Annotated in this window: 16 protein-coding genes and 1 riboswitch; of the genes, 14 read left to right on the top strand and 2 right to left on the bottom strand. The window is 68.6% G+C overall.

All coding sequences use genetic code 11. The features are described from left to right. Positions 1-60: 60 nt before the first annotated feature. The 6 genes from DNJ95_RS05590 to DNJ95_RS05565 all read left to right on the top strand — a co-directional run bounded on the left by DNJ95_RS05590 (position 61) and on the right by DNJ95_RS05565 (position 7,925). A complete protein-coding gene (locus tag DNJ95_RS05590) occupies positions 61-1,464 on the top strand; it encodes an aminoacyl-tRNA deacylase and HDOD domain-containing protein (protein WP_131183741.1) in 1,404 nt (467 codons plus the stop codon). A 439-nt stretch (positions 1,465-1,903) separates the two neighbouring features. Beyond that, positions 1,904-2,107, top strand: a riboswitch (cobalamin riboswitch). A 112-nt stretch (positions 2,108-2,219) separates the two neighbouring features. Further along, positions 2,220-4,358 carry a TonB-dependent receptor gene (locus tag DNJ95_RS05585; protein ID WP_420824379.1) on the top strand — a complete coding sequence of 713 codons (2,139 nt, stop codon included), beginning with the start codon at positions 2,220-2,222 and terminating at the stop codon, positions 4,356-4,358. Position 4,359: 1 nt separating this feature from the next. After that, the gene (locus tag DNJ95_RS05580) at positions 4,360-5,139 is read left to right on the top strand and encodes an ABC transporter ATP-binding protein (protein ID WP_131183739.1); all 780 of its coding nucleotides are present in this window, start codon (positions 4,360-4,362) and stop codon (positions 5,137-5,139) included. A 67-nt stretch (positions 5,140-5,206) separates the two neighbouring features. Beyond that, positions 5,207-6,178, top strand: a complete 972-nt coding sequence (locus DNJ95_RS05575) for an ABC transporter substrate-binding protein (RefSeq protein WP_131183738.1) — start codon at positions 5,207-5,209, stop codon at positions 6,176-6,178. Beyond that, positions 6,175-7,200, top strand: a complete 1,026-nt coding sequence (locus DNJ95_RS05570; protein ID WP_242671884.1) for a FecCD family ABC transporter permease — start codon at positions 6,175-6,177, stop codon at positions 7,198-7,200. The genes DNJ95_RS05575 and DNJ95_RS05570 overlap by 4 nt, the downstream gene beginning before the upstream one ends. A gap of 2 nt (positions 7,201-7,202) precedes the next feature. Then, positions 7,203-7,925, top strand: coding sequence for a (2Fe-2S) ferredoxin domain-containing protein (locus tag DNJ95_RS05565; protein ID WP_181953377.1), 723 nt, complete (start codon positions 7,203-7,205; stop codon positions 7,923-7,925). Between the two features lie 132 nt (positions 7,926-8,057). Here DNJ95_RS05565 and DNJ95_RS05560 read toward each other — a convergent pair whose 3' ends face one another. Continuing rightward, positions 8,058-8,957, bottom strand: a complete 900-nt coding sequence (locus DNJ95_RS05560; protein ID WP_165491561.1) for a LysR family transcriptional regulator — start codon at positions 8,955-8,957, stop codon at positions 8,058-8,060. Positions 8,958-9,241: 284 nt separating this feature from the next. Here DNJ95_RS05560 and DNJ95_RS05555 point away from each other — a divergent pair, with 284 nt between their 5' ends. Genes DNJ95_RS05555 through DNJ95_RS05520 form a run of 8 tightly spaced genes read left to right on the top strand, consistent with a single transcriptional unit; the run spans position 9,242 to position 19,281 of the window. Then, positions 9,242-11,635, top strand: coding sequence for a TonB-dependent receptor plug domain-containing protein (locus tag DNJ95_RS05555; RefSeq protein WP_165491562.1), 2,394 nt, complete (start codon positions 9,242-9,244; stop codon positions 11,633-11,635). Further along, the gene (locus tag DNJ95_RS05550; protein WP_131183734.1) at positions 11,629-13,221 is read left to right on the top strand and encodes an ABC transporter substrate-binding protein/permease; all 1,593 of its coding nucleotides are present in this window, start codon (positions 11,629-11,631) and stop codon (positions 13,219-13,221) included. Before DNJ95_RS05555 ends, DNJ95_RS05550 begins: the two co-directional genes overlap by 7 nt. Continuing rightward, a complete protein-coding gene (locus DNJ95_RS05545) occupies positions 13,218-13,910 on the top strand; it encodes an amino acid ABC transporter permease (RefSeq protein ID WP_131183733.1) in 693 nt (230 codons plus the stop codon). Before DNJ95_RS05550 ends, DNJ95_RS05545 begins: the two co-directional genes overlap by 4 nt. Beyond that, on the top strand, positions 13,907-14,653 hold the full coding sequence (locus DNJ95_RS05540) for an amino acid ABC transporter ATP-binding protein (protein WP_131183732.1): 747 nt from the start codon (positions 13,907-13,909) through the stop codon (positions 14,651-14,653). Before DNJ95_RS05545 ends, DNJ95_RS05540 begins: the two co-directional genes overlap by 4 nt. Continuing rightward, positions 14,650-15,942, top strand: a complete 1,293-nt coding sequence (locus DNJ95_RS05535; RefSeq protein WP_131183731.1) for an FAD-dependent oxidoreductase — start codon at positions 14,650-14,652, stop codon at positions 15,940-15,942. Before DNJ95_RS05540 ends, DNJ95_RS05535 begins: the two co-directional genes overlap by 4 nt. Beyond that, positions 15,939-16,658 (top strand): SDR family NAD(P)-dependent oxidoreductase, encoded by a 720-nt coding sequence (locus DNJ95_RS05530; protein WP_131183730.1) that lies wholly within the window; start codon positions 15,939-15,941, stop codon positions 16,656-16,658. Before DNJ95_RS05535 ends, DNJ95_RS05530 begins: the two co-directional genes overlap by 4 nt. 17 nt (positions 16,659-16,675) lie before the next feature. Next, positions 16,676-18,049, top strand: a complete 1,374-nt coding sequence (locus tag DNJ95_RS05525; RefSeq protein ID WP_165491563.1) for an MmgE/PrpD family protein — start codon at positions 16,676-16,678, stop codon at positions 18,047-18,049. Next, positions 18,046-19,281, top strand: coding sequence for a dipeptidase (locus tag DNJ95_RS05520; RefSeq protein WP_131183728.1), 1,236 nt, complete (start codon positions 18,046-18,048; stop codon positions 19,279-19,281). The genes DNJ95_RS05525 and DNJ95_RS05520 overlap by 4 nt, the downstream gene beginning before the upstream one ends. A gap of 80 nt (positions 19,282-19,361) precedes the next feature. On the opposite strand, the gene DNJ95_RS05515 is transcribed toward DNJ95_RS05520, so the two are convergent. Continuing rightward, positions 19,362-20,102 (bottom strand): tellurite resistance TerB family protein, encoded by a 741-nt coding sequence (locus tag DNJ95_RS05515; protein WP_131183727.1) that lies wholly within the window; start codon positions 20,100-20,102, stop codon positions 19,362-19,364. Positions 20,103-20,385 lie beyond the last annotated feature (283 nt).

Here is a 20,385-nt window from a genome sequence, read left to right as displayed (position 1 = left end):
TATCTACGCTCTGCCAGACCGCTGGCTATACTGCAGGGCATGGCTCAAATGGATCCACTCATGAATCTAGCTGTCGGTACTTCTGCCGTTCCCGAACTTCCGCCGTTGATCGCGAAATTGCTGCAGACCCTGGACCTGCCTTACCGGGTGTGCCATGAAAACAACGGTTCCGTACCGGCACAGCGTGTCCAGGCCGTCCTGCTGGACGATCTGATCGGGGCGGTGCTGGTGCTCTACCCACGCGATCACCTGCTCGACCTGGCGCGCCTGGAGGAGTTGACCGGGCGGCAACTGGCGGTGGTCAGGCAGGCGCACCTGCAGCCCATGCTCGACAGGCACGAGCTGCATACGCTGCCGAGCCTGCCGGCGATCACCAGTTCACCCTGCATATACGAGGAAAAGCTGCTCGGGCAGCCATTGCTGCTGCTCGAGTCTGGGGAGCCGGGGCTGCTGCTGGAAGTGAGTGTCGAGGCTTTCCGCAGCCTGCTGAGCAAGGCCAGCGCCGGGCGTTTCGCGGTGCCGCTGGAGAGCATCCGGCCGAACCTGGACCGCCCCGCCGATGACCGTGTGCAAATCGCCAGGGCGGTGCAGTCGTTCACCGCCCGGCGCATCCGCCAGCGCCTCGAGGAAACCATCGAGATACCGCCGTTGGCGCAGACGGCGCAGAAGGTCATCAAGCTGCGCGTCAGCCCCGAGGCGACGATCGAGGACATCACCAGCGTGGTGGAAACCGATCCGGCGCTCGCCGCCCAGGTCATCAGTTGGGCGGCATCGCCGTACTATGCCGCGCCCGGCAAGATCCGCTCGGTCGAGGATGCCATCGTGCGGGTGCTGGGTTTCGACCTGGTGATCAACCTGGCATTGGGCCTGGCCCTCGGCAAGACCCTCAGCCTGCCGAAGGATCAGCCGCAGCAGGCCAAGCCCTATTGGCAGCAGGCGATCTATACCGCGGCGGTCATCGAAGGGTTGACCCGCACCATTCCCCGGGCGCAGCGCCCGGAAATCGGCCTGAGCTACCTGGCCGGGCTGCTGCACAATTTCGGTTATCTGGTGCTCGCTTATGTATTCCCGCCACATTTCTCGTTGATCTGCCGCCATCTGGAAGCCAATCCGCATCTTTCCCACAGCCATGTCGAGCAACACCTGCTGGGGATCACCCGGGAGCAGATCGGTGCCTGGCTGATGCGCTACTGGAGCATGCCGGAGGAGCTCTGCACGGCGCTGCGTTTCCAGCACGACCCGTATTACCAGGGAGAGCACGCCGCCTATGCCAACCTGGTGTGCCTGGCGACGAGCCTGCTGCGCCAGCATGACCAGCATGATGGCCTGAAGGACGAGATTCCCGAGGTGCTGTTCGAGCGCCTGGGCCTGACCCGCAAAAAGGCCGAGGAGGCCGTGAGCAGGGTGCTCGAAGCCGAGGTCTCGCTGCGCGCCCTGGCCCAGCAGTGCAATACAGATCGCTGAACACCGTGGCGACTATGGGACGGGCCGCCTGCGCAGTACCGAATCATCCGTAGGGCGTTCGGTTTCGCCGGTTCTTTCCCGCAGCGCCACCGAGTGTGGTTGTGCGGATGCCTGGCAGCGGCGAAGAGCTACAGGGATGTATCCCGCGTGCTTCGTCCCGCCCACCTGGCATTCGCACAGGGACGATGCCCAGAGGTCTTGCCACACACTCGCAAACTCCAGCGCCTGGCGCATCCGTTCGCTGCGCGACGGCGCTGCGGCAACAGGCCCTGCGGTCAAAGAAGCAGGTTTGTCACTCGAGAGATATTTCTTGTTCGCTGCACGGCCGGCGAGCTGGAGCATGTCATGAGTGCGCCAGCAGGCGCTGGAGCCGTGTCGGGCTCGCCAGGTGCAGCCTGCGCGGAATCGTCAGGTTGACGCGGGCAAGCGAACTTTGCTCAGATGCACGCCTGTTTCAGGTGCCCTGACGCCGCCGTGCCCAGGGTGAAACGGGAAGCCGGTGCGTCATCGATGACCAGTCCGGCGCTGCCCCCGCAACGGTAAGCGAGTGAAGCATCCGAACGACCACTGTGCCTCGGCATGGGAAGGTGGATGCGCCATGACCCTCGCAAGCCCGGAGACCGGCCTGGAATATTTCGTTGGCAACCCGCGGTGGGCGGGCGCAGGCCGGCCTTGCGGGCGCGTCCGTGGGCCTTATTGCGTTGTTCCCTCCGGGATTCATTTCTTCCTGTATCGAGTGGAACGACATGTCCCGTATTCCCCTGTTCGATGCCCTGTCGGGCAAAACCCTTCGTGTGTGCCTGGCGCCTTGCGCGCTGCTGGCCACTACCGCTCAGGCTGTCGACGACGACAGTATCCTGGCGCTGCCCACCACGGCCATTACCAGCACGGTCGATGCCACGGCGCGGCCCGACCTGCACACGGCCACGCCCTCCGGCTCGCGCCTGGGCCTGACGCCACTGCAGACGCCCGCGAGCACTACCAGCCTCAGCGGCCGGCAGGTACGTGGGCGCAACGATTCCCGCGTGCAGGATGCCGTGACCCGCACCGCGGGTATCAGCGATATCGGCGCACCGGGCAACGGCGGCACCGCGCTGTCGGCGCGCGGGTTCACTGGCCACGCTTCGGTGATGACCCTGTTCGACGGTATTCGCATGTACACCGGCATGGGCACCGTGTCCTTCCCGCATGATCCCTGGATGGTCGAGCGCATCGACGTGCTGCGCGGCCCGGCCTCGGTGCTGTACGGCGAAGGCGCCACCGGCGCGGTGGTCAACGTGCTGCCGAAGAAGCCCTTCGAGGGCGCGATCAGGAACCAACTGCGCCTCGGCTACGGTTCCGACGACCGCAACCAGCAGGCGCTGGACAGCGGCGGCTCGCTGAGCGATGCGCTGAGCTACCGGCTCAACCTCAACCGCGAGGCCAGCCACGGCTGGGTCGACCGCGACGATTCGCAGAACCTCGGCCTGAGCGCCGCGCTGCGCTGGCAGGCCAATGACGACCTGGCCTTCACGCTGTCGCATGATCAGGGCAAGCTAAAGCCCGGCGGCTACTTCGGTACGCCGCTGGTCGATGGCAAGCTGCGTGATAGCCTGAGCGAGAAGAACTACAACCTGCAAAACGCCGAGATTCACTACCACGAGCAGTGGACACGGCTGACCACCGACTGGGCGCTGTCCGAGCAGGCCAGCGCCAGCAACCAGCTCTACTACCTCAAGGCCCGCCGCTACTGGCGCAACGCCGAGAACTACACCCAGGCCCCGGGCCTGGGGCAGTTGCAGCGACGTGAGTACCTGGAGATCAAGCACAACCAGGAACAGATAGGCGACCGCCAGACCTTCACCTTCGACCACTCGCTGTTCGGCCTGGCCAGCCGCACGCTGGTCGGCGGCGAGTTCAACCGCATCCGCTTCGACCTGAGCAACAACTCGCCCTACACCGACATCGGCGGCGGCGAGCTTATCGATCCCTGGAACCCGGCGCCCGGTTACTACCAGAGTGCCGACGCCTACCGCCCGCATTCGCGCAGCCAGACCCGTACCTTCGCCCTGTTCGCCGAGAACCAGTTGCAGCTCAGCGAGCGCTGGTCGCTGGTCACCGGTATCCGTCGTGACCAGAACCATATCGACCGCGACGACCTGCGCGCCGGCGGCCGCAGCGACCGCAGCCTGAGCGGCGGCAACTGGCGTGCCGGGCTGGTGTTCGCGATCACCCCGCAACTGTCGCTGTACGGCCAGTACTCGACCAGCGAGGACGGGGTGAGCAACCTCATCACCCTCAACCCGACCCAGCAGCAGATGGACCTCACCGAGTCCAGGCAGACCGAGTTCGGCCTCAAGCAGGCATTCTGGGACGGGCGCGGCGAATGGACCCTGGCGGCCTACCATATCGTCAAGAAGAAGCTGCTCAGCCGCAATTCGGTGAGCGAACCGACCGAGCAGATCGGCCAGCAGTCTTCCGATGGCCTGGAGGCCACCCTGGAACTGGCGCTGGGGCAGGGCTGGCAGGTATCGGCCAATGCGGCCGTGGTGCGCGCCGAATACGACGATTTCATCGAGGCCGGTGGCGACCGTAGCGGCAATCGCCCAACCAACGTGCCCCGGCGTACCGCCAACCTGTGGCTGAACAAGGCGTTCGACCAGCGAGTCGAGGCTGGAGTCGGCGCGCGTTATGTCGATGCCCGCTATGCCGACACGGCCAATACCGTGAAGGTGCCAGGCTACACCGTGGTCGATGCCAATATCGGCTGGCAGGTGCAGCCGGACGTACGCCTGGGCCTGGAACTGAACAACCTGTTCGACCGCACCTATGCGCGTACGCAGATGCACAGCGGCGAGCAGTGGCTGCTGGGCGAGCCGCGCTCGTTCTTCGTCACCGCCGACTACAGCTTCTAGCATGGCCTCACTGCTCATCCGCGGCCTTGGCTGGCGCGCCAGCGATGGCGCGCGGCCCTGGCTGCTGCGCGGGGTCGACCTGGAAGTCGGCGAGGGCGAGTTCGTCGGCCTGATCGGCCCTAACGGTAGCGGCAAGACCAGCCTGCTGCGCTGCGCCTACCGTTTCAACCGCCCCGACGAGGGCTCGGTCAGCCTCGACGGCAGCGACCTCTGGCGCCAGTCGCCGCGCTGGAGCGCTCGCCGTATAGCGGTGGTGCTGCAGGAGTTCCCGCAGGAGTTCGGCCTGTCCGTCGAGGCGCTGGTGGCGATGGGGCGCACGCCGCACAAGGGGTTGTTCGAAGGCGATGACCGGGAGGACGGCGAACGGGTGAGCCAGGCCCTGGAACGGGTCGGCATGGCCCACGCGCGGCTGCGGCCGTTCGCGCCGCTGTCCGGCGGCGAGAAACAGCGTGTGCTACTGGCGCGGGCGCTGGCGCAGCAGCCGGGGCTGCTGATCCTCGACGAGCCGACCAATCACCTCGACCCGCGCTACCAACTGGAGCTGTTGCAACTATTGCGCAAGCTGCGGCTGAGCACCCTGGCCAGCTTCCACGACCTGAACCTGGCAGCGGCCTTCTGCGACCGCCTGTACGTCATCGACGGCGGGCGCATCCTGGCCAGCGGCACGCCCCATGAAGTGCTGAGCGCCGAGCGCCTGCAACAGGTGTTCGGCGTGCACGCGCTGGTCGACCGCCACCCGCTGGCCGATCACCCGCGAATCACCTGGGTCAGCTCGCCATGAACCTTCTTTCGTTGCCCTGTGTGGCCGGCGCTGTACACCTGGGCCGCCGCCATGAGGATGTATCGCCATGAAAGCCCTGAGCCGCCTGCTGCCATGCCTGGGGTTGGCGTTGTGCCTGCCCGCCGTCGCCAGCGACTACCCGCTCACGCTCGACAGTTGCCAGCGCCAGGTGACCTTCGAGCGCTCGCCGCAACGGGCGGTCAGCCACGACGTGAACATGACCGGCATGCTGCTGGCCCTCGGCCTGCGCGAGCGCATGGCCGGCTACACCGGTATCAGCGGCTGGAAGAGCCTGACGCCGGCGATGCGCCAGGCGCTCGACGGCTTGCCGGAGCTGGCCAGCCGCTACCCGTCGCTGGAAACCCTGCTGGAGGCCGAGGCCGATTTCTTCTTCGCCGGCTGGAACTACGGCATGCGCGTCGGCGGCCCGGTAACCCCGGACAGCCTGGCGGCCTTCGGCATCCCGGCCTACGAACTCAGCGAGTCCTGCTCGCACATCATGCCGCAGCGCGAGGCCAGCCTCGACGACCTGTACCGCGACCTGCTCAACCTGGGGCGCATCTTCGCCGTGCAGCCCCGTGCCGGAGCCCTGGTCGAGGACTTGCGCGGCCGTGTCGCAGCGGTCGCGGCACGCCTGGCGCAGGCCACCGAGAGGCCGGGGGTGTTCCTCTACGACAGTGGCGAGGACCGCCCCACCAGCTCCGGCCGCCTCGGCATGCCGCAGGCGCTGATCGCCGCCGCCGGCGGGCGCAACCTGATGGACGATGTATCGGCCAGTTGGACCCAGGTCGGCTGGGAAAGCGTGGTCGAGCGCAATCCGCAGTTGATCGTCATCGTCGACTATGGCCCGCGCAGTTGGCAGCAGAAGCGCGACTTCCTGCTGGCGCATCCGGCCCTGCAAGAGGTCGAGGCGATCCGCCGGCAGCGCTTCGTAGTCCTTTCCTATGAGGCGGTGACGCCCTCCGTGAGCAACGCCGAAGCCATCGAACGCCTCGCCAGCGCCTTGCACCCGGCGCTGTTCGACGAGGCGCGGGAGTGATCCTGGTACGCGGCCGCGCCGCTTACCGGTTGCTGCTGGTGGCGTTGTGCGGCCTGCTGGCGCTGTCCTGCGTGTGTTCCCTGGCCTTTGGCGCGGCCAGCGTACCGCTGGCGCAGGTCTGGGGCATCGTCGGCCAGCGCCTGGGGCTGCTGGAGGCCGGCGACTGGAGCAGTGGCCAGGCCGCTATCGTCTGGTTGATCCGCGCGCCACGGGTGTTGCTGGGGGCGCTGGTGGGGGCCGGGCTGGCGCTGGTCGGCGGCGCCTTGCAGGCGGTGACGCGCAATCCGCTGGCCGATCCGCACCTGCTCGGCGTCAGCTCCGGCGCGGCGCTGGGGGCGGTGCTGGTAGTGTTGCTGCTCGGCGAGTTCGCCGGGCCGCTGAGCCTGCCGCTGGCGGCCTTCGCCGGGGCGCTGGGCAGCATGCTGCTGGTGATCGCCGTGGCCAACCGCCAGGGCCGGCTGGAAAGTGACCGGCTATTGCTGGCCGGGGTCGCGGTGTCCTTCGTGCTGATGGCGTTGGTCAACCTGCTGCTGTACCTCGGCGACCACCATGCCACCGGCTCGGTGCTGTTCTGGATGCTCGGCGGATTGGGGCTGGCGCGCTGGGAACTGCTCGCGCTGCCGGCGGCGTGCCTGCTGGCCGGGCTGGTGTGCCTGCTGGCCCTGGCGCGCGGGCTGAATGCGCTGATGAGCGGTGAACAGACCGCCGTCAGCCTCGGTTTCAGCGTGCGCCGGGTGCGTCTGCAGGTGTTCGTCGTGGCGTCGCTGCTGACCGGGGTGCTGGTGGCGCTGTCCGGCGCCATCGGTTTCGTCGGCCTGATGCTGCCGCACTTCGCCCGGCGCCTGGTGGGTGCCGAGCATCGCCGCCTGTTGCCGGTCTGTGCCCTGCTGGGGGCGCTGTTCCTGGTCTGGGTGGATGTCGCCGCGCGTACCCTGGCGGCCCCGGAGGACCTGCCGATCGGTATCGCCACCGCGGCCATCGGCGGGTTGTTCTTCGTCTTCCTGCTGCGCCGGAGGGCCTGAGCATGGGCTTCCAGTGCTTGCTCTTCGTCGGCCCCGACTTGCGCCACGGCGCTGCTGGCGAGGCGTTCCGCCGCCAACTCCAGGCCCTGAGGGGCGAGGCCGCGCTGGACGACCTGGTCGACACGGCGGGTGGCTTCGACGCGCTGTGGGCGCGGGTCGCGGCTGAACTGCGCGAGGGTGACGGCCGCCTGCTGCTGGTCGACCTCGACCCGAACGCCGACAGCGCTTACCTGGACTGGCTGCGTGGCGAGCTGTGGCGGCTCGCCGAGCCACTGGGCGGGCAGGGGCGCATCCTGCTGAGCGGCAGCCTGCTCGGCCGCCGCCCGCTGGACGCCGCAGCCGCGTGTTCATTGGCGGACAATCCCGGCGAGCAGTTGGACTGCGAGACGCTCGCCGAGATACCGGCGAAGCCGAACTGGTCGCATATTCCGCCCCACCGCCACCAGCTTTTCCTCTGCATCGGCGCCCGCTGTGTGCGGCGTGGCGCGCTGCCGCTGTGGAAGCAATTGCGCCAGCGGCTGGCCGCCGCCGGGCGGATCGAAACGGAAGATGGCGTGTTGATTACCCGCACCTATTGCCAGTACCCCTGCAATCTCGGGCCGATCGCCACGGTCCACCCGGATGGCGCCTGGTACCGTATCGCCTCGGAGGAGGATGTCCGGCGCCTGGTGGACGAACACCTGGTCGGCGGCGCGCCGCTGGACGCGGCCCTGCGCCCGCCCTAGCGGGCCTGCTAGTGTCGCGTCACGCGGACGGCAGCCCTGTGCAGGGGGCGCCGCGCGCACCTGAGCGATCGGCATCGCTATCCCAGGTGTGCACGGCGCCCCCTGCACAAGGCCGCCGTTATCCACGCGACGTTAGAAAGGCACCGCCTGCAGCGCGGCCAGCTTGTCGCAGAGGATGTCGCGGAAACGCTCGGCCTGGGGCGACAGGGGCCGGTAGCTGTTATGGATGACCTCGGCCTGGATGCGCTCGCGGGTTTCCAGGGGGCGCACTTCCAGTTGCGGCAGCAGGTTGTTGGAGATGGTCAGCGCATCGACCACAGCCACCTCGCCGCTGGCCAGGCTGAACAGGCTGGCGATCAGCCCGGAACGCACTTCCACGCCGATGTTCAACTGCTCGATGACCTCGCCGTAGACCTTCTCTTCGCTGATCCCGTACAGCTCCTGCAGCGGCACCGAGATCATCCGGTGGCCGACCAGGTCGGCCGGGCGGATCGTCTCCTGCCGCGCCAGCGGATGGTCCGGGGCCATGATGCAGACCAGCGGGTAGTGATAGCGCGCGTGCACGGTGATGCTCGGGTGGTCGACGCTGAAGTTGGAGATGCCGATATCCACCAGCTTGTCAGCAACCACCTCGATCAGGCCGCTGGGCAGCGGCAGGATGACCTTGACGCGCAACTCCGGGCGCTCCTTCACCGTCGCCGCCACGCTCTGCGGCACCACGGTCATGCCCAAGCTGGGCGAGGCGGCGATATAGAGGCTGCCCTTGTTCGGGTTGGCCAGCTCGCCGGCCAGGCTGTGGACCTTCTCCACGTTGCGCCACAGGCGTTCGATCTCTTCATAGAGTGCGATCGCCTCGCGGGTGGCGACCAGCCGCCCCTTGACCAGTTCGAACAGTTTCAGGCCCATGCGCTGCTGGGTGTGGCTGAGCATCTTGCTCACCGCCGACTGGGAAATGTGCAGCAGTTCCGCCGCCCCGGCGATGCTGCCGGTGAGCATGATGGCGCGGAAGACTTCCATCTGTCGGAGGTTCATAACAAGCGGGGTATCCCGTGGAAAAATCATCCCTGATTCACCGTATATATTCCATTTTGGAATCAATATATGGTCAAAAGCAGGCTTGAGCAAAGGTTGGGGATGGCCTCGAAAGATTCAATTTCGCCCTTGTCGCGGCCTCGCTACATTGTCTGGCACCTCCCTGGCTCTGGCAACAGGAGAGCTTTGCAACGGACGCCTGGCGCCCGTTCCCCCTATTTTCGTCGATGCGCCTCAACGGTGGATTCAGCCGAGCAGGCCGCTCATTCGTCAGGTGTCCAAGCATGCAAGCAGCAGGTAGCACATTCCCCAAAACCCGGTTGGCCGTCGCCTTACTGGGCATCATGGCCGGCACAGGCGTGGCCAGCGCGGACGAGCTCGGCGACAAGCTCAGTACCGTTGTGGTCACCGGAACGCGCGCCGACAATCGCACCGTGGCCGACTCGATGCAGCCGATCCAGGTGGTCTCCGCCAAGACCCTGCAAGACAGCGGCAGCAGCGAACTGTCCGAGGCGCTGTCGCGGCTGATCCCCTCGTTGAACTTCCCGCGCCCGGCCAGCTCCGGCTTCACCGGCGTGATCCGCCCGGCGCAGATGCGCGGCCTGGCGCCGGACCAGGTACTGGTGCTGGTCAATGGCAAGCGCCGCCACACCGGCGCCTTCCTCAATACCAACGTCACCCAGGGCCGTGGCTCGGCCCCGGTCGACCTGAGCGCCATTCCGCTGTCCGCCATCGACCGTGTCGAAGTCCTCGGCGACGGCGCTTCGGCGCGCTATGGCTCCGACGCCATCGCCGGCGTGATCAACGTCATCCTCAAGGCCGACCCCGATGGCGGGCAAGTCACCACCAGCTATGGCCAGTACGCCAAGGGCGACGGCATCCAGCGGCATGTCGATGGCAACACCGGGCTGGCCCTCGGCGAGCGCGGCAGCCTGCACCTGAGTTTCGATGGCAGCTCCAACGACTACACCAGCCGCGCCGGCCGTGACCTGCGCAACCCCGGCGCCCCCGGCTACGGCCAGACCACCTACCGCCTGGGCGACCCGGAGCTGAAGACCGGCAAGCTGATGGTCAACGGCGACTACGCGCTGAACGACGACATCACGTTGTACGGCTTCGCCGGCTACAACCGCACCGAAGGCGACACCTGGGATGCCTTCCGCAATGGCCGTGCCTCGGTCTACGACGCCCAGGCCTACCCCGATGGCTACCGCCCGACCCTCAGCGCCGAAAGCGAGGACCGCTCGATCGTGCTCGGCCTGCGCGGCCTGCTGGGCGGCTGGAAGTGGGATGCCAGCGCCAACTACGGCGAGAACGAGGTGGAATTCAACACCCGCGACTCCCTCAACCGCTACCTCTTCCGCGACACCGGCAGCCGCCAGCAGGACTTCTACGTCGGCCGGCTGGAAAGCACCCAGGCGGTCTACCAGCTAGACCTGTCCAACGAACTGGCGGTGGCCTGGCTACCCAACCCTCTGTCGGTGGCCTTCGGTGCCGAAGGCCAGCACCAGACCTATCGCGAGAGCGCCGGCGAGCCGGCCTCCTACTACGGCACCGGCGCCGAGGGCTACTCGGGTTTCCGCGACAGCGACAGCGGCAGCTACCGCCGCGACCTGCTGGCCTCGTACATCGACCTGGAAACCGACCTGACCGACAAGTGGCGCGCCTCCCTGGCCCTGCGCCATGACCGCTACAGCGACTTCGGCGGCGCCACCACCGGCTCGCTGTCCAGCCGCTACGACTTCACCCCGGCATTCGCCGTGCGCGGCAGCGTTTCCAGCGGCTACCGGGCGCCATCGCTGGCCCAGCAGCACTACTCGGCGACCACCAGCGCCCTCAACACCGCGATCAACGCCTACCAGGACCAGCGCACCGCGCCGGTGGACGACCCGGTGGCGCGCCTGCTCGGCGCCGAGGACCTGAAGGCCGAGAAGTCGCGCAATATCAGCGCCGGTATCGTCTGGCAACCGAGCAAGGCTTTCACCACCACCTTCGACATCTATCACATCAGCATCGACGACCGCATCACCCTGTCGAGCAACCTGAACGTGCAGAGCGCGGCGGCCCAGGCCTACCTGGCGGCCAACGGCATCACCCCCGGCCAGTACCAGTCGGTGCGCTACTTCACCAACGCGGTGGACACCACCACCCAGGGCGCCGAACTGACCGCCCAGCACTACTGGCGCTTCGACCACGGCGGGCGGCTGACCAGCGCCCTCGGCTATGCCTACAACCGCACCCGCGTCACCGATGTCAAGGCCAACCCGGCGGTGCTCAGCCAGAACGGCCTGAACCTGCAGCGCATCGACCGCCGCGACCGCTACGGCGTACTGACCGACAGCGCGCCACGCAGCAAGCTGTCCCTGAGCAACGACTACACCATCGGCAACTGGGGCTTCCACAGCAACCTGGTGCGCTACGGCAGCTTCCTCGCCGTGAGCAACTCCGGGGCGGCCTACGACCAGCGCTACCAGGCCAAGTGGGTGCTCGACCTGTCGACCAGCTACAGCCTGGACAACTGGCAGTTCACCGTCGGCGGCGACAACGTCACCGATGCCTACCCGGACAAGCGCAACAGCCTGAACAATCCGGGGCACCAGAACGTCAACTACATCTCCTACTCGCCGTTCGGCATCAATGGCGCGTTCTACTACGCCAAGGTCAGCTACCAGTGGTAGGAGGCCTGCGCCACGGGCTGGCGGCACTGGTGCTGCTGGCCCTGGCCTGCGCCGTGCCGGCGCAGGCCAGCACGCTGCAACGCATCGCCGAGCGCGGCGTGCTCAAGGTCTGCAGCAACGTGGAGAACCGCCCGTTCGCCTACCTCAGCCCGTCGGGGCAGGCGCAGGGCTTCAACATCGAGCTGTTCGACGACCTGCGCCAGCGCCTGTCGGCACATCTCGGCGTGCCACTGGCCGGCGAGGTGGTGTCCACCAGCGGCGCCAACCGGGTGCCGTTCCTGCAACAGGGGCGCTGCGACCTGATCCTCACCGGCTTCAGCGTGACCGCCGAACGCCAGCGCCTGGTGGACTTCGTCTTCCCCGGCTTCTATGCCTCGGGCGCGGTCCTGCTGGCCCGGCGCGAGCAGGCCGTCGACAGTTGGCAGGGCCTGCGCGGGCAGACCGTGTGCAGCAGCCACGGCTCGGTCTACAACTCGGCCCTGGCCGAACGCTACGGCGTGCGCATCCTGGCCTTCGCCGGCCTGACCGAGAGCGCCCAGGCGTTGCGCGACCGGCGCTGCGTCGGCCAGGTAACGGACGAGGCGGTGGCCTACCTGCGCCTGCGCGACACGCCCGGCTGGGAAGGCTTCGAGATCAAGCTGCCGGCGATCCTCGAAACGCCCTGGAGCATGGCCGTGGCCAAGGGCGACGGCGAATTCCACGCACTGCTCGAAGGCTATGCCCGCGACTGGCGCGACAGCGGCCTGCTGTATCGCCTGGAAGCCCGTTACGGGCTGCCGCACAAGGCGGCGCAGGCGGCGCCGGGAAGCACCCTGGAACTGCTCGACGAGCGCGGCGTGCCCTGGATGTGGCAGCCGCTGGAAAACGGGTTCCGCCAGTTGTACGACGAGCACGGCTGGAACTTCCCGGTGTTCTACGAGGGCTGGACGGCGCGCCAGTTCGCCCAGGGCATCCTCATCACCCTGCAACTGGCGCTGGCGTGCATGCTCGCCTCCAGCCTGATCGGCCTGGCCGGCGCCCTGGCCATGGACGGGCCACGGCCGTTGCGCTGGCTGGTGCGCGGCTATGTCGAGCTGCTGCGCAACACACCGAGCCTGGCCCAGTTGTACTTCCTCTATTTCGGCATCGGCAGCCTGCTGCGCGCCGGCAGCGCTACAGAGCTGCCCTGGTACGCCAGCGCCTTCGGCCTGGCGGCGGTGTGCATCAGCCTGCACTACGGCGCCTTCGCCGTGGAGATCCTGCGCAGCGGCCTGCAGGCCGTCCCCAGGGCCACCCACGACGCCGCCCTGGCCCTCGGCTATGGCCGCTGGAACCGGCTGCGCCACATCACCCTGCCGATCGCCCTGCGCGCCAGCCTGCCGGCGCTGGGCAACAACCTGGTGCAACTGATCAAGGGCACCTCCATCGCCTACGCGGTGGCGGTGCCGGAAGTGCTCTACAGCGCCCAGGAAATCTGGAGCGAGCGCAACAACGTGGTGGAAATGATGCTGCTGGTGCTGCTCAGCTACCTCGGCCTGATGGCCTTGCTGGCCCTGGCCCTCGCCGCCGTGGAACGGCGCCTGCGCATGCCGGGGGTGCAGCTATGAACGCGAGCCTGGAGCTGCTGTGGCCCTGGCTGCCGCTGATGGGCCGTGGCTTCGCCCTGAACCTGGGCATGGGCGTGCTGGCGATGCTGCTGGCGATCCTCTGCGGCACCCTGCTCGGCGCCGCGCAACTGGCCCCGGCGCACTGGCTGCGGCGCTCGGCCGGGCTGCTGACGCAACTGCTGCGCAACTCGCCGTGGCTGGTGGTGATGTTCTTCGTCATGCACCTGCTGCCCTACGAGCTGCGCATCGGCGGCGCGGCCCTGGCGTTGCCGGCCTGGGCCAAGGCGGTACTGGCGCTGGCGCTGCCGGCCACCGGCAACTTCTCGGAGATCGTCCGCGGCGGGCTGCGCACCGTACCGCTGACCCAGTGGGAGGCGGCCACCGCCCTCGGCTATGGCCGTGCCGGGCGCCTGTGGCAGGTGATCCTGCCGCAGGCGCTGCGGCATATGCTGGCACCGGCGCTGGGGCTGTATTGCGTGGTCACCATGTCGACCTCGCTGGCCAGCCTGGTGGGGGTCGGCGAGCTGCTCGGGATCGCCCGCGAGGTGCTGGCCGCCGAGGCGCGCACCGAGCTGCTGCTGCCAGTCTACGGCCTGGTGCTGCTGATGTTCTTCGCCTACATCTTCCCTCTTTCCCTGCTGGCGCGCGCCCTCGAGCGCCGCTGGTCACGCGGCGGACAATCCTCATGAAACGCGAACTGCACGAGCCCTTCATCGAGCTGGAGGGCGTGACCAAGGCTTTCGGCGCCAACCAGGTACTGTGCGGGGTGGACCTGTCGGTCGGGCGCGGCGAGGTGGCCTGCATCATCGGCCCGTCGGGCTCGGGCAAGTCCACCGTGCTGCGCTGCATCAACGCACTGACGCCCATCGACGCGGGGCGCATTCGCGTCGCCGGGCTGCAGGTCGATGCCGCACACCTGGATGCCCAGGCCCTGCGCCAGCGGGTCGGCATCGTGTTCCAGGGCTACAACCTGTTTCCCCATCGCACTGTCTTGCAGAACGTGACGATGGCGCCGCTCCAGGTGCTGCGCAGGCCGCGCGCCGAGGTCGAGGCGCAGGCCCGCGAACTGCTGGCCAGGGTGCGCCTGGAAGACAAGTTGCACGCCTACCCCGGCGAGTTGTCCGGCGGCCAGCAGCAGCGCGTGGCGATCGCCCGCAGCCTGTGCATGCGCCCGCAGGTGATGCTGTTCGACGAAGTGACCGCCGCCCTCGACCCGGAGACGGTCAAGGAAGTGCTGGGGGTGATCCAGGACATCGCCGCCGATGGCATGACCTGCCTGCTGGTCACCCATGAAATGCGCTTCGCCCGCGAAGTCGCCGACCATGTGTACTTCATGGACGGCGGCCGGGTGGTCGAGCATGCGCCGGCCGCGGACTTCTTCGCCGAGCCACGGGACCCACGCACCCGCGCCTTCCTGGACAAAGTGCTGTGAACACCCCGGCAACCCTCTACAACCTCCAGGCAAACCCCGGCCGACCGCCGCTGCGCGTCGACGTGGCGGTGCTCGGCGGCGGCTCCGCCGGGATCGCGGCGGCCCTGGCCGCCGCCGAATGCGCTTGCAGCGTCGCGCTGATCGAGCAGTACGGTTTCTTCGGCGGCACCGCGACCATCGCCGGGGTGCAGTCCTATTGCGGTTTCCTCACCCATGGCGACAGGCCCGAGGCGGCGGTCGGCGGTATCGGCCGCCGCGTGCTCGACGCCCTCGCCGCCAGCGGCCACGAGGTGGCGCCACGGCAGCAGGGCAGCGGCAACTGGATCATCCTGCTCGACCCGGAGCGGCTCAAGCGGGTACTCGATACCCTGGTGCTGGCGGCGGGCGTGCAGCCGCTGCTGCATTGCCGCGCGGTGGCGGTGGAACAACGCGCCGGCCGTATCCGTTCGCTGCTGTGCAGCGACGCGCAGGGCCTGTTCGCGGTCGAGGCGAACCACTATATCGATGCCAGCGGCGATTCCAGCCTGGCGGCCATGGCGGTTCCACAGCGCATCCAGCCGCGCCTGCAGGCGGCGACCCTGACCGTGCGCATCGACGGCGTGGAGCCGGGCCCCGCGCCTGATCGCGAACAACTGCACGCCGCCGTGCTGGACTACCAGCGACGTACCGGGCAGACCCTGGCGCGCAGCAACGGCGGCTTCTTCGTGCGCCTGCCCTGGTCGCAGAGCTACTGGGCGATGATGGTCGACGTGGACCTGCCCGACGCCAGCAGCCCGTCGATCACCCGGGCGGAAATCGAAGCGCGGGAAATCGCCCACGACTACCTGGAATCACTGCGCCGCCAGGTGCCGGCCTTCCGCCAGGCGCGGCTGGAAACCAGCGGCCCCTGCCTGGGCGTGCGTTCCACGCGCCGGGTGCAGTCGCAACAGGACATCCGCGCGGCGGACGCCCTCAGCGCCCGCCGCCGCAGCGACGGCATCGCCCGTTCCGCCTGGCCCTGCGAACTGCACCCGCTGCCGGGCATCACCGAATACCGCTGGATCGCCGACCCCGGCTGGTTCCACGTGCCCTACGGCGCGCTGATCCCGGTGGACAGTTGCAACCTGTGGCTGGCCGGCAGTTGCATCGGCGCCGACGACGAGGCCTTCGGCTCGACCCGGGTGATGGGCTGCGCCTTCGCCACCGGGCAGGCCGCCGGGGTCGCGGCGGCGCTGTCCTGCCGCAGCAGCAAACGCGCCGCGCCGGAACAGGTCCGGCAGGTGTTACTCGAACAAGGAGCCATTCTATGAAGTATCCGATACGCCGGGTCCTGGTGACCGGCGCGGCCAGCGGCATCGGCCGTGCGGTAGCGGCGGCGTTCGTCGCCGAAGGCGCGCAGGTGCTGGGCTGGGATCTGTCGACGGATGACGCAGCGCAAGGCGTCGCGATGCACGCGGTGGATATCCGCGACAGGGCCTCGGTCCAGGCCGCCGCCGCTTCCCTGGAGCGCCTGGACGTACTGGTCAACTGCGCCGGCATCGCCCGGCGCGGCCATGCCGCGCAATTGTCCGAGGCGGACTGGCGGGCGGTGATCGACACCAACCTGAGCGGCACCTTCTTCTGCTGCCAGGCGGCCTTCGCCGCCCTCGCGGCCTCCGGCGACGGGCTGATCATCAACCTCGCCTCCTTCGTCGCGCAACGCTCCGGCCCTGGCCGCGCCAGCTATGCGGCGAGCAAGGCCGGCGTGCTGGCGCTGACCGAGGTGCTGGCGCTGGATTTCGCCGAACACGGCATCCGCGCCCTGGCGGTCAGCCCTGGCTATACCCGCACGGCCATGGTCGAGCGCGCCCTGGCCGCCGGCCGCCTGGACGAACAGCGGCTGCTGGCGAAGATCCCGCTGGGCCGCCTGGCCCGCCCCGAAGAGATCGCCGGGGCCATCGTCGCCCTGGCCGGTCCGGCATTCAAATACGCCAACGGCAGCGACTTCGTGCTGGATGGCGGCACCATGGCCAACGGGGTCGAATGATGGACAGGATCGACGCAATGACGGAAGCAATGACCGACAGGCAATGGGCACAGCGGCACCTGGCATTGCTGCATGAGCCCGTGCCGCCAACGCTGGCGGAGCAGATCGGCCTGCTGCTGGTCGACACCCTGGCGGTGGCCAACCACGCGCGGCGCCAGGGCATCGGCGCGACCCGCATCGACGAGGTACTGGTGACATGCCAGGCGGACGGCAGCGGCAGCCGCATCTGGGGACGCGACTTCAACGCCGCGCCGACCGACGCGGCGCTGCTCAACGCTTGCGCGGCGGAAGCCCTGGACTACCAGGAAGTGCTGATCAACCCGCGCAACAATGGCCATGCCGCAGTGGTCATCGTCCCGGCGCTCATGGCCCTGGCGGAACAGCGTGGCATCGGCGGCGAACGCCTGCTCAAGGCACTGTGGATCGCCTTCGCCGCCAATATCGGGCTGGCCGAGGCGCTTGGCCGCGAACATCGCCGGGGCCAACTGGGCTTTCGCACCACCTCGCTGATCGCACCGATCGCCGCCGCCCTGGGCGGCGCGGCCCTGCTGTTCGACGATGCCGGGCGGGCCGCGCACGCCGTGGCGATCAGCGCCAGCACCCTCAGCGCCGGGCTGCTGGCGGCACTCTCGCCCAGCGTGGGCAGCTACAGCGAAGACAAGGACCTGGCGATCGGCTTCGCCGCGCGCAACGCGGTGCAGGCCGTGCTACTGGCCGAGGCCGGCGCCACCGGCCCGACGGCGACCCTGACCGGCGAACACGGCTGGCTGGCCAGCTTCGGCTTCGCCGCCCAGGAGCCACGACGGCTGTGGCGCGACCCGCGCGAGCAGGACCTCGGCGCCTATGCGATCAAGCCCTACCCGGCCTGCTTCGGCTGCCAGTCGGCGATCCGCGCGGCCATCGAGCTGAGCCGCCGCTACCGCCCGCATGAGGTGTCTCGGCTGTGCGTGGAGGTCAACGGCACCAGTGCGCAGACCCTCTCCACCCGCGTCATCGGCAACCACCTGGCGGCCCGCTTCAGCCTGCCCTACGCGGTGGCCAGCGCCTTCGTGCGCGGCCGTGCGAGCCTCGACGAGTTCGCCCCGGCGGCCCTGGACGACCCCGCGGTGCTGGCCTTCATGGCGCACGTCGAAGTGCTCGGCAGCACCGAGCTGGACCAGGCGCAGGCCGCCAGCGGTGGCTTTCCGGCGCGCCTAGCCGCCTGGCAGGGCACACAGCGGCTGGCCAGCCTGGAGTATGCCGGCCCGCTCGATGGGCTGGCGCCCGAGGCACGCCGGGCGGTGTTCGAGGAAAAGCTGCAACGCCTGGTCTCACCCAGCCTGCGCGAGCGCCTGCTGGAAGTGCTGGCCAATCCCTGGCAGATCGAACGGCTGTTCCGGATGCCGCTATGAAACCTCTGGTGTCGAAGCGCCTGGCATTCGCCCTGGCGCTCCTGTTCGGCGCTGCCGGCGCCCAGGGCGCGCAGCCGTCCGCCGCCGCACTGGCGCTGCACCAGCGCCTGCTGGTGCTCGACAGCCACCTGGACACTCCTCGGCTGCTGGCCCTGCCGGGCTGGGACATCCGCCAGCGCCACGACAGCCGCCGCGAGCTGTCCCAGGTCGACCTGCCGCGCCTGCGCGAGGGTGGCCTGGACGGCGGCTTCTGGGCGATCTACACCGCGCAGGGGCCACGCGATGCGGCCGGGCGCAACGCCGCCAGCAGCCAGGGCCTGGCGACGCTGCTGCGCATCCGCGACCTGGTCGAGCGCCATCCGCAGGATCTCGGCCTGGCGTTGGACGCCGCCGATGCGCGGCGCCTGCAAGGCGAAGGCCGCCATGCGGTGTTCATCTCGATGGAAAACGCCCAGCCGCTGGCCAGCGACCCGGCGCTGCTGGCCACCTACCAGCGCCAGGGCCTGCGCATGCTCGGCCTGGTGCACGGCAGCAACAACGACCTGGCCGACTCGGCCACGGCACTGCCCGAATGGGGCGGCCTCAGCCCCGCCGGGCAGGCGCTGGTGGCGCAAGCCAATTGCCTGGGCATCCTGCTCGACGCCTCGCACGCCTCGGACCAGGTCTTCGACCAGTTGCTGGAGCGCTCGCAGGCACCGATCGTGCTGTCGCATTCGAGCAGCCGGGCGGTCAACGCCCACCCTCGCAATCTCGACGATGCACGTATCCGCCGCCTGGCCGAGCGCGGCGGGGTGATCCAGGTGACGCTGTATGGCGACTACCTGCAACCACAGGCGGCGGACCCACGGCGGCAGGCGGCCCTGCAACCGCTGTACGGGCGACTGCGGCAGATGGCCGGGCTGGCGCCGGGCGAGTTCGCCGAACTGGCACGCGAGATGGCCGAGGTGGAACAACGCTACCCGCGCCCGCGCGCCACCCTGGACGACTTCATGGCGCACCTGCTGCATGTGATAGAAGTGGCCGGCATCGGGCATGTCGGCATCGGCGGCGACTGGGACGGCGGCGGCGGCGTCGAGGGGCTGGATGATGTCGCCGGCCTGCCGCGCATCACCGAACGGCTGCTGCAAGCCGGCTACGACGAAACGCAGATCGCCGCCATCTGGGGCGGCAACCTGCTGCGCCTGCTGGACGAGGTGCAGACCCGCACCGGGACGAACTGCCCAGCACCGTAGGGTGCTCCATGCGCACGAGAACGACCTGTACGCTTGCCTGCGCGCACGGCGCACCCTACCGCGCGCCGCTGGTGGGAGGCTCAGGCCTGGGCGGCCTGGAGTTCGCGCCTCACCTGGGCTTCCAGTTCGCCCTTGAGGGCCGGGTCGAGCTGCAACTGGCGCGCCAGCTCGTCGAGGTAGGCGCGTTCCATGAAGTGCTCCTCGTCGACCATCAGCACACTGGCCACATACATTTCCGCCGCCAGTTCCGGGGTGCTCGCCGCGCGCGCCACGTCCGCCGGGTCCAGCGGCTTGTTCAGTTCGCTATCGAGCCACTGCTGCACCTCGGTATCGCCGGTCAGCCTGCTGAACTCGCCTTCGATCAGCTCGCGCTCGCGGGCATCGATATGCCCGTCGGCCTTGGCCGCCGCCACCAGCGCCTTGAGGATGCCCTGGCTGTGCAGCTCGACCTCGGGCGCCGGCAGGCGGTCCAGGGTGCGCGGCTCGCCCCGGGGCGCACCGGCCTGCTGCGCCTGCCAGTTGCCATAGGCCTTGTAGGCGATCACGCCAAGAGCCGCCAGGCCGCCATAGACCGCCACCTTGCCGCCGATCTTGCGCGCGCGCTTGTTGCCCAGCAACAGGCCCAGCGCCGTGCCGCCGCCGACACCCTTTAGCAGGCTGCCGAGATCGCCGGCGCCCTTGCCGGCATCATTCCCGCCGCCCTTGCCCAGCAGGCCGCCAAGCGCTCCGCCGAGACCGGAAGACACACCACCGGCAGCATTCTTCTGCAGCAACTCCTGACCGGATTTCAGCAACTGGTCGAGCAGGCCACGCGTATTCATGGAAAATCTCCGAAGCGTTCAAGGATGAAAACCTGGCGAATCTACTGCGGGCCTGCGCGACTGTCGTTTACATATTGCGTCAGGATATTGCCCGGTCCGCCATGGAGGCAGCTACCGCCCAGGGCGATCGCGCTATACCGTTATTCACCGCAAAGGAGCTCCGACAAAAGCGCTGGAGGCTGGAAAGCTGGACGAAAAACACCGGTTGCCACGCGCTTTCATCCAGCCTCGAGCCTTCCAGCACTGTTTTCGGCTGTTTGCCGTGCATAGCGCTATTGCCCTG

This window comes from Stutzerimonas kirkiae, from assembly GCF_004327335.1.
GTDB classification, from domain to species: domain Bacteria; phylum Pseudomonadota; class Gammaproteobacteria; order Pseudomonadales; family Pseudomonadaceae; genus Stutzerimonas; species Stutzerimonas kirkiae.
Note: the sequence above shows the minus strand (reverse complement) of the source record. Positions and strands in the feature narration are given on the sequence as shown.

What these genes read in the sequence shown, in the direction of transcription:
- DNJ95_RS05540 (WP_131183732.1), top strand. Translation starts at nt 13,907, where the DNA reads ATGAAACGCGAACTGCACGAGCCCTTCATCGAGCTGGAGGGCGTGACC.
- DNJ95_RS05515 (WP_131183727.1), bottom strand. Translation starts at nt 20,102, where the DNA reads ATGAATACGCGTGGCCTGCTCGACCAGTTGCTGAAATCCGGTCAGGAG.
- DNJ95_RS05590 (WP_131183741.1), top strand. Translation starts at nt 61, where the DNA reads ATGAATCTAGCTGTCGGTACTTCTGCCGTTCCCGAACTTCCGCCGTTG.
- DNJ95_RS05545 (WP_131183733.1), top strand. Translation starts at nt 13,218, where the DNA reads ATGAACGCGAGCCTGGAGCTGCTGTGGCCCTGGCTGCCGCTGATGGGC.
- DNJ95_RS05530 (WP_131183730.1), top strand. Translation starts at nt 15,939, where the DNA reads ATGAAGTATCCGATACGCCGGGTCCTGGTGACCGGCGCGGCCAGCGGC.
- DNJ95_RS05525 (WP_165491563.1), top strand. Translation starts at nt 16,676, where the DNA reads ATGACGGAAGCAATGACCGACAGGCAATGGGCACAGCGGCACCTGGCA.
- DNJ95_RS05555 (WP_165491562.1), top strand. Translation starts at nt 9,242, where the DNA reads ATGCAAGCAGCAGGTAGCACATTCCCCAAAACCCGGTTGGCCGTCGCC.
- DNJ95_RS05565 (WP_181953377.1), top strand. Translation starts at nt 7,203, where the DNA reads ATGGGCTTCCAGTGCTTGCTCTTCGTCGGCCCCGACTTGCGCCACGGC.
- DNJ95_RS05580 (WP_131183739.1), top strand. Translation starts at nt 4,360, where the DNA reads ATGGCCTCACTGCTCATCCGCGGCCTTGGCTGGCGCGCCAGCGATGGC.
- DNJ95_RS05560 (WP_165491561.1), bottom strand. Translation starts at nt 8,957, where the DNA reads ATGAACCTCCGACAGATGGAAGTCTTCCGCGCCATCATGCTCACCGGC.
- DNJ95_RS05520 (WP_131183728.1), top strand. Translation starts at nt 18,046, where the DNA reads ATGAAACCTCTGGTGTCGAAGCGCCTGGCATTCGCCCTGGCGCTCCTG.
- DNJ95_RS05575 (WP_131183738.1), top strand. Translation starts at nt 5,207, where the DNA reads ATGAAAGCCCTGAGCCGCCTGCTGCCATGCCTGGGGTTGGCGTTGTGC.